This is a genomic window from Herbaspirillum sp. VT-16-41, from assembly GCF_001994935.1.
In the GTDB taxonomy this organism is placed as follows: Bacteria; Pseudomonadota; Gammaproteobacteria; order Burkholderiales; family Burkholderiaceae_D; genus Herbaspirillum; species Herbaspirillum frisingense.
Window position 1 is genome coordinate 1 of sequence record NZ_MUXB01000128.1, and the last position, 417, is coordinate 417.

Annotated in this window: 1 protein-coding gene; it reads right to left on the minus strand. The window is 65.2% G+C overall.

Annotated elements, in window-relative coordinates; all coding sequences use genetic code 11:
* Positions 1–417: NAD(P)-dependent oxidoreductase (locus BTM36_RS19695; protein WP_305778106.1), on the minus strand; the 417-nt coding region annotated here is incomplete at both ends.

The following is a 417-nucleotide window of genomic DNA, read 5'->3' on the forward strand; positions in this document are numbered from 1 at the left end:
CAGCAACTCGTCCAGCGACTTGACCAGCTGCGCACCCTCCGGGGCTTCGGTCAGGAATGGGTCATGGATCAGGACCTGCACCTCGAAACCTTGCAGGCGCTTGGCGACCAGCCGACCAATGTGTCCCCCGCCGACGAGTCCCACGGTGCGGGCGGTCAGCTCGTGACCGGGGATGTGCAGTCGCTCGCCGTGCTGCAGCGCTTCGGCCGCGTAGTGGATGCCGCGCATGACACAGATCATCAGGCCCACGGTGAGTTCCGCCACTGCGTTGGAGTTCATACCGGGTGTGTTGGTGACCTTGATACCTCGCCCCCGGGCTGCTTCGAGGTCGATGTTGTCCAACCCGACACCGCACTTGGCCAGCACGCGTAAGGAGGGCAGCAGGTCGAACCTCTCGGCCGTCCATGGTTCCGGGCC